Here is a 7,922-nt window from a genome sequence, read left to right as displayed (position 1 = left end):
CAGGTGTTACCTATGTGCCTGAACTTTTCTGTTACCTATGTGGTTGATCCCTTCAGCAATGCCCCCGGATGAATGCTGGAGCGAAGGAACACCGAGCCTTGGCGAGGGGCCGAACGCTCGGGGCGAGCCTTTTTTTGCTTACTTTTTTTTGGCGTTTGAAAAAAAAGTGAGTCGCCGTAAGGGCGAAACCGCCAGCAGCCGTTACCGCAGAAACGGATATGTACACCAGCAAAAGATAGGCCGTCTGTCAGGCCGCCTTCGCGAGCAGGCTCGCTCCCACAGTTGATCCGGGTGCATCTGCAAGAGATCGGCCGTCTGTCAGGCCGTCTTCGCTGGCAAGCCAGCTCCCACAGGGTTCGATGGTGGTCCAGACGAATACATTTCTGCAGCCAAGAAAAAGGCGACCCGAAGGTCGCCTCTTGCATCACTGCCCGAACTGCCGTCCGAGCCCCCCAGGCACCCCATGAATATCCGTCTCTTCCCAAGGCCCTTTCGGACTGATCGACCGGCTCCAGCCATTATCCCAGCGGTAATAGGTACGCTGGCGATAAAAGGTATTGGGCTGATCATCAAGCACATAGACACCCAGTTTCGGATCCCAATGGCTGTTGCCACCTGGTGGCGGCGCGAAGCTGGCCGAAGTGCGCGGCAGCGGTTTGGCAGGCTTGGCCGGGATGCTCGGTTTGCTCGGGGTCGGCGAGGTGGATGGCGTAGGTTTCGGTTGCGAGGGCGGGATCGGCGGCAGCTGCGTCGGCTCCGGCCGCTGGACCGCACAAGCGCTCAGCCCCAAAACAACACTGAGCAAGGTGATACGAGCGATGGCGGTCATGGTGGCGTTTCCTGTCATTTGTCCGGGCTGTCGATGGTCAGTGTTTGTGGCGCGGTGGTGCTGCTGGCCAATGGCTGGCTGCGACCGATCCATTCCCCGGCTGTCGGTTTGCCGGCACGGGAAATGCGCGCAACCAGTTGGACTTCAGGGAAGTTCGACAGTTTCAACTGCGGCATCATTGCGTCTGCATCGCCCAGCTCGACGGTGGCCGGCAGGTCGGCGACAGTCAGGCGCTTGGCCGCCAAGGGGGCGGGTGGGCCAGAGGTGGCGCGGGCGAAAATGAACACGCTGTCGCCCGGCTGAACCTTGGCTTTCAGATCGGCCGCCAGATCCACCCGGACCTTGAGCAATGCGGCAGCCTTCGCCACTGGTGCCGGGGCCACTTTGCCACCGCTGGCCACCAGTTTCTCGGTGGCGCGGGCAATGCCGCCCTGCAGTGCAATACGGGATTTGTCCTCCGGCGGCAGTTGCTCCAGCAGGCGATTCCAGTAATCGATCGCCTCCTGATAACGCTGGCCTTCAAAGGCCGCAATGCCCAACAGCCCCAGGCTGGTGACTTCCTTCGGATCGGCTTTCAACGCTTCGTCGGTCAGCGCCTGAATCTTGTCGGACCATTTCTTGCCATCGGCGAAATACTGGGCCTGGGCCCATTGCCCCAACAGCTCAGGCTGGCGTCCGGCCACGGCGACTGTGCGTTCGAAGACTTTCGCCGCATCACCAGGACGATCCTGGGTCATGTAGGTGCGCCCCAGGAAGTACAAGGCTTCGGCGGATTCCGGCTGCGCCGCGACCGCGCGTTCCAGACGCCGGGTCATCTCTTCCATCGACTGCGGCGCCTGGGAGAACTCCCGGGTCAGCTCGACTTTGTCGCTGGCACCAAAATGCAGGTACAGCCCAAGGCCCAGCACAGGCACCAGGATCGCCGCCAGCAACGGCGCCGGCTTGCCCAGGCGCGATACCCGAGGCGCGGCAACGTCTTCGGTATCGGCGAGCAACTCACGGGCGGCTTCGGCACGACCGGCGTCCATTTGCGCGGCATCGAGAACACCCTCTTCCTGCTGAGTCTGCAACTCAGCCACGCGCTCCTGATAGAGCGCCACGTTCAGGGCGGTACGATCCTCTTCGAGCTGGGCGCGACGATGACGCAGAACGGGGATCAGCAGAAAACTCAGGGCCACCAGAAGCAGCAGACCTGCAGCGAGCCAGAAATCAATCATTCTTGGTTTTTATCCAACAGTTGGTCGAGGCGCTTGCGCTCCTCGGCGGAAAGCGAGCCCGGAGTGCTGGCGCGTTGCACGCGACGGCGGCGGACAATCACCGCGATGATCACGAAACCGCCCAGCAGCAGGCCGGCGGGACCGAACCAGAGCAGCGCAGTCTTGGCGTTCAGGGCCGGTTTGTAGCGGACGAAATCACCGTAGCGATCGACCATGAAGTCGATGATCTGCTGGTTGTCCTTGCCCTCGCCGAGCATGCGGTAAATCTCTTTGCGCAGGTCGGCGGCGATCGGTGCGTTGGAGTCGGCGATGTCCTGGTTCTGGCACTTGGGGCAACGCAGCTCCTTGGTCAACTCGCGAAAACGCTCGCGATCCCCTTCCTTGGCGAACTCATAGGTGTCGATGGCGGCGTGCGCCACCCCGGCCAGGCTCAAGCCCAGAATGACCGCGGCGAACCAGCGCTTCATGGCTTGGCCTCATCGACCAGCGCCTGATACTTGGCCGCCAGTTTTTCCCGCCAGACCTGCTCGTCGATCACGCCGACGAACTTGTCGCGAATGATGCCCTTGGCGTCGATGAAAAAGGTTTCCGGCGCGCCGTACACGCCGAGATTCAGGCCCAAACTGCCTTCATCGTCACGGATATCCAGTTGATACGGGTTGTGGAACTCCGCCAGCCACTTCAAGGCATCGGCGTTGACGTCCTTGTAGTTGATGCCGTAGATCACCACGCCCTTCTCGGCCAGTTTGTTCAGCACCGGGTGTTCGACCCGGCAGGATATGCACCAGGTGCCCCAGACGTTGACCAGCGCCGGTTTCCCCAGGAGATCGGCGCGGGTCAGGGTCTTGTCGCCCTGCACTGTCGGCAGGGAAAACTCCGGGAAGGGTTTGCCAATCATCGCCGAAGGTAACTCGGCCGGGTCCAGGTACAGACCGCGATACAGGAACACAGCGACCACCAGAAAAATCGCCAGTGGCAACAGCATCAACCATCGTTTCATGCAGTGGCTCCACTCATGCCCAGTGCTTCGCGCACGCGGCTTTTCACCTTGACCCGATAACGCCGGTCCAGCGCGGCCAACAACCCGCCCAGGCCGGTGAGCAATCCGCCGAACCAGATCCAGCGCACGAACGGCTTGACGTGAACCCGTACGGCCCAGGCGCCCTCGCCCAGCGGTTCGCCCAGCGCGACGTAGAGGTCACGGGTGAAACCGGCGTCGATCCCGGCTTCGGTCATCACCGAATTCTGCACGGTGTAGAGACGTTTTTCCGGGTGCAGCACGCTGATTTCCTGACCATCGCGGATCACCCGCACGGTGCCCTTGTCGGAGGTGAAGTTCGGGCCTTCGAAGTGCTTGGCGCCTTCGAACACGAACTGGTAACCGCCCAGGGCCATGGATTCGCCCGGCGCCAGGCGCAGGTCGCGCTCGGCGCTGTTCTGGCTCGACAGCACTACGCCCAGGGCGCAGACCGCAATGCCCAGGTGGGCAAGCTGCATGCCCCAATAGCTGCGGGTCAGGGTCGGCAAACCCTTGATCAGGCCTTTGTGGCGGGTCTTGTCGAAGATGTCACGCACACCGGCCAGCAACACCCAGGCCGCGAGCATGAAGGTCGCCAGCACTGCCCAGTTGAAATCGCCGTAAGCGACGCCGGCCACCACCGCCAGCGCGGCGCTACCGAGCAGGACCGGGGTGAGCATGCCCAACAGCCATTTCACCGGGGTGTCTTTCCAGCGCACGATCACGCCGACGGCCATCACCAGCATCAACAAGGCCATCAACGGAATGAACAACGCGTTGAAGTACGGCGGGCCGACCGACAGCTTGGCACCGGTCATCGCATCGAGAATCAGGGGATACAGGGTGCCGAGCAGAATCATCGACGCCGCCACCACCAGCACCAGGTTGTTGCCCAGCAGCAGGGTTTCCCGGGACCAGAGGTTGAAGCCGACCTGGCTCTTGACCACCGGTGCGCGCAGGGCGAACAGCGTCAGCGAGCCACCGACCACGAACAACAGGAAAATCAGGATGAACACGCCGCGCTCGGGGTCGGAGGCGAAGGCGTGAACCGAAGTCAGCACGCCGGAACGCACGAGGAAGGTGCCCAACAGACTCAACGAGAACGCGGCGATGGCCAGCAACACGGTCCAGCTCTTGAACACGCCACGTTTTTCCGTGACCGCCAACGAGTGAATCAGCGCGGTGCCCACCAGCCAAGGCATGAAGGAAGCGTTTTCCACCGGGTCCCAGAACCACCAGCCGCCCCAGCCGAGTTCATAGTAAGCCCACCACGAACCCAGGGTGATGCCAATGCCGAGGAAGGCCCAGGCGACGATGGTCCATGGGCGCGACCAGCGTGCCCAGGCCGCATCAAGACGACCGCCCAGCAGTGCGGCGATGGCGAAGGCGAAGGCCACGGAGAAACCGACGTAACCCATGTACAGCATCGGCGGGTGAACGATCAGGCCGATATCCTGCAGCAGCGGGTTAAGGTCGCGACCGTCCGCCGGAATCTGCGGCAGGATGCGCGAGAACGGGTTGGAGGTGAGGATCAGGAACATCAGGAAACCGGTGCTGATCATGCCCATCACCGCCAGCACCCGCGCCAGCATCACTTGCGGCAACTGCCGGGAGAACACCGACACGGCGAAGGTCCAGCCACCGAGGATCAGGGCCCAGAGCAACAACGAGCCTTCGTGGGCGCCCCATACGGCGCTGAACTTGTAGTACCACGGCAAGGCGCTGTTGGAGTTGCTGGCCACATAGGCGACGGAAAAATCGTCGGTCATGAAGGCGTAGGTCAGGCAACCAAAGGCGAACAGCAGAAAGGCGAATTGGCCCCACGCGGCGGGCTGGGCCAGGCTCATCCACAAGCGATCACCGCGCCAGGCGCCAAGCAAGGGCACCACGGCCTGAACCAGCGCGAAGCACAGCGCCAGGATCATGGCCAGATGGCCAAGCTCTGGAATGAAAATGCCGGAAGTCATCGATCAACCCTCCTTCGCGGGTGTAGGAGCGGATTGACCACTGTCTTTCAACGCCTTGGTCACTTCCGGCGGCATGTACTTCTCGTCGTGCTTGGCCAGCACTTCGTCGGCCACTACCACGCCATCGGCGTTGAGCTTGCCCAGGGCGACGATGCCCTGCCCTTCGCGGAACAGGTCCGGAAGAATGCCGCGATAAGTGATGGTCACGGATTTGTTGAAGTCGGTGACGACGAACTTCACGTCCAGCGAGTCGCTGGAGCGCTGCAACGAACCGGCCTCGACCATGCCGCCAGCGCGAATGCGCGTGTCATGGGGCGCCTCGCCGTTGGCAATCTGGGTCGGTGTGTAAAACAGATTGATGTTTTGCTGCAGGGCGCTCAAGGCCAGGCCGACGGCAGCGCCGACCCCGACCAGAATCGCCAGAATGATGGTAAGACGCTTTTTACGCAGCGGATTCACTTGCCGTTCTCCCGGCGCAGACGACGCGCCTCTTGTTGCAGATACCGCTTGCGGGCCAGGATCGGCGCCGCCACGTTGAGGGCCAGTACCGCCAGGCAGATGCCGTAGGCCGACCAGACATACAGGCCGTGATGGCCCATGGCGAGAAAGTCGCCGAATGACGCAAAACTCATCGAACGACCTCCAGGCTGTTTTCGACTTCGGTTTTCACCCAACTGGCCCGTGCCTCGCGCTTGAGCACTTCAAGGCGCATGCGCAGCAGCAACACCGCGCCGAAGAAACAGTAGAAACCCAGCGCCGTCAGCAGCAGCGGCAGCCACATTTCAGCGGGCATCGCCGGTTTTTCGGTGAGGGTGAAGGTCGCGCCCTGGTGCAGGGTGTTCCACCACTCCACCGAGTATTTGATGATCGGGATATTGATGACGCCGACAATCGCCAACACCGCGCAGGCCTTGGCCGCACTGTCACGATTGCTGATGGCGTTGCCCAGCGCAATGACACCGAAGTACAGAAACAGCAGGATCAGCATGGACGTTAGTCGTGCATCCCAGACCCACCACGAACCCCAGGTCGGCTTGCCCCAGATCGCCCCGGTGACCAGCGCCACGGCCGTCATCCAGGCACCGATGGGGGCCGCGCATTGCAGGGCGACATCGGCCAGTTTCATTTTCCACACCAGCCCGACGACACCGCACACGGCCAGCATCACGTAGATGGACTGCGCCAGCATGGCGGCCGGAACGTGGATATAGATGATGCGAAAGCTGTTGCCCTGCTGATAGTCGGGCGGCGCGAACGCCAGGCCCCAGACCACGCCAACGCCGATCAGCAGCAATGCCGCCATGCTCAGCCACGGCAGCATTTTGCCGCTGATGCCGTAGAACCACTTGGGTGAGCCGAGCTTATGAAACCAGGTCCAGTTCATTACTGTTTCCATCACGGTTGCTGCTCGTTATCACGAAGCAGCCAAAGGGTCTTTGCTGATCAAATTTTGATCAGACCTCATTATTCGCCGACGCTGATCTTCAGGCCAGCGGCTATTGCAAAGGGTGTCAGGGTTATCGCCAGGGCGGTCAGGCTACCAAGCCACAACAGATAACCGGTCGCCGGCATGCCTTGAAGGGCCGCCTGCAGGGCGCCGCTGCCAAGAATCAACACCGGGATGTACAACGGCAGAATCAGCAGCGCCAATAAAAGGCCACCGCGCTTCAAACCGACGGTCAACGCCGCGCCCACCGCACCGAGCAGGCTCAGCACCGGTGTACCCAGCAATAAAGAAAGCAGCAACACCGGCAGACAGGCGGCAGGCAAACCAAGCATCAACGCCAGCAAGGGTGCGAGCAAAACCAGTGCCAGGCCGGAAAACATCCAGTGTGCCAGCACCTTGGCCAAAACCAGAAGAGGCAGGGGGTGCGGCGAAAGGACCCACTGTTCCAGCGAACCGTCCTCGAAATCACTGCGGAAAAGCCCGTCCAGCGAGAGCAAAACCGATAAAAGGGCCGCGACCCAGACCAGCCCCGGAGACAAGGTTTGCAACAATTGAGACTCGGGCCCCACTGCCAGCGGAAACAGCGAAACGACGATGGCGAAGAACACCAACGGGTTGGCCAGCTCCGCCGGTCGGCGGAACAACAGACGGGCCTCACGGGCGACCAACAGGCCGAAAACACTCATACGGCCCATTTCCCCAGGTCAATATCGCGATAACTGGCCGGCATCCGGCTCAGGGTGTGGTGAGTGGTCAACACCACGATGCCGCCACGTTCGCAGTGGCCGGCCAGGTGTTCTTCCAGCTGTGCGACGCCTTGCTTGTCGAGCGCAGTGAACGGCTCATCGAGAATCCACAGCGGCGGGCTGTCCAGGTACAAACGCGCCAGTGCAACGCGACGCTGCTGGCCTGCGGACAGGGTGTGGCAGGGAACATCTTCGAAACCGCGCAATCCCACGGCCGCCAGGGCTTTCCAGATCGCTTCATGGGAGGCTGGTTGATGCAGGGCGCAGAGCCAGCTGAGGTTCTCTTCCGGCGTCAGCAAATCCTTGATCCCCGCCGCATGGCCGATCCACAACAGATTACGCGCCAGTTCCGTGCGTTGTTCGTTGAGTGGCTGGCCATTGAGCAGCACCTGACCGGCTGTCGGGTGCATCAGCCCCGACAGCAGGCGCAGCAGGCTGGTCTTGCCGCTGCCGTTGGGGCCGCTGATTTGTACCATTTCGCCACTGGCCATTCTCAAATCGAGATTTTCGAAAAGCAGCCGAAGGTCTCGCTCACAGGCAAGGGCAACGGTTTGCAGGACTGGACTGGTCAAGGGTTCACGGGCCTTATACGGTTCAAGTCGGCTCTGGCGCGGCCGTTAAAGAGATGCAGAATAGTTGTATTGGCGGCCCGAACTAGAGAGCTGCGTCAAATAATTGCAATGTTTCCGGCACTCTGT

General features: G+C 61.6%; 10 protein-coding genes. All 10 read right to left on the bottom strand.

From position 1 onward, the window contains the following. Positions 1–424 precede the first annotated feature (424 nt). The gene (locus HNQ83_RS27520) at positions 425–829 is read right to left on the bottom strand and encodes a hypothetical protein (RefSeq protein WP_175391997.1); all 405 of its coding nucleotides are present in this window, start codon (positions 827–829) and stop codon (positions 425–427) included. 14 nt (positions 830–843) lie between these two features. Beyond that, positions 844–2,046: a c-type cytochrome biogenesis protein CcmI gene (gene ccmI, locus HNQ83_RS27515; RefSeq protein ID WP_175391996.1), complete on the bottom strand. Its 1,203-nt coding sequence runs from the start codon at positions 2,044–2,046 to the stop codon at positions 844–846. Beyond that, the gene (locus HNQ83_RS27510) at positions 2,043–2,513 is read right to left on the bottom strand and encodes a cytochrome c-type biogenesis protein (RefSeq protein ID WP_175391995.1); all 471 of its coding nucleotides are present in this window, start codon (positions 2,511–2,513) and stop codon (positions 2,043–2,045) included. Before HNQ83_RS27510 ends, ccmI begins: the two co-directional genes overlap by 4 nt. After that, a complete protein-coding gene (locus tag HNQ83_RS27505; protein ID WP_175391994.1) occupies positions 2,510–3,046 on the bottom strand; it encodes a DsbE family thiol:disulfide interchange protein in 537 nt (178 codons plus the stop codon). Before HNQ83_RS27505 ends, HNQ83_RS27510 begins: the two co-directional genes overlap by 4 nt. Further along, on the bottom strand, positions 3,043–5,031 hold the full coding sequence (locus HNQ83_RS27500; protein WP_175391993.1) for a heme lyase CcmF/NrfE family subunit: 1,989 nt from the start codon (positions 5,029–5,031) through the stop codon (positions 3,043–3,045). Before HNQ83_RS27500 ends, HNQ83_RS27505 begins: the two co-directional genes overlap by 4 nt. Positions 5,032–5,034: 3 nt before the next feature. Further along, positions 5,035–5,490, bottom strand: coding sequence for a cytochrome c maturation protein CcmE (gene ccmE, locus HNQ83_RS27495; protein ID WP_175391992.1), 456 nt, complete (start codon positions 5,488–5,490; stop codon positions 5,035–5,037). Continuing rightward, positions 5,487–5,663, bottom strand: coding sequence for a heme exporter protein CcmD (ccmD, locus tag HNQ83_RS27490; RefSeq protein WP_008055370.1), 177 nt, complete (start codon positions 5,661–5,663; stop codon positions 5,487–5,489). The genes ccmE and ccmD overlap by 4 nt, the downstream gene beginning before the upstream one ends. Next, entirely contained in the window at positions 5,660–6,415 is a 756-nt protein-coding gene (locus tag HNQ83_RS27485) for a heme ABC transporter permease (RefSeq protein WP_175391991.1), read from the bottom strand. Before HNQ83_RS27485 ends, ccmD begins: the two co-directional genes overlap by 4 nt. Positions 6,416–6,495: 80 nt before the next feature. Continuing rightward, entirely contained in the window at positions 6,496–7,164 is a 669-nt protein-coding gene (gene ccmB, locus HNQ83_RS27480) for a heme exporter protein CcmB (protein WP_175391990.1), read from the bottom strand. Continuing rightward, positions 7,161–7,796, bottom strand: coding sequence for a cytochrome c biogenesis heme-transporting ATPase CcmA (gene ccmA, locus HNQ83_RS27475; protein WP_175391989.1), 636 nt, complete (start codon positions 7,794–7,796; stop codon positions 7,161–7,163). The genes ccmB and ccmA overlap by 4 nt, the downstream gene beginning before the upstream one ends. Positions 7,797–7,922 lie beyond the last annotated feature (126 nt).

Origin of the sequence: Pseudomonas sp. C2B4 (assembly GCF_013359695.1) — a bacterium.
In the GTDB taxonomy this organism is placed as follows: Bacteria; Pseudomonadota; Gammaproteobacteria; order Pseudomonadales; family Pseudomonadaceae; genus Aquipseudomonas.
Note: the sequence above shows the minus strand (reverse complement) of the source record. Positions and strands in the feature narration are given on the sequence as shown.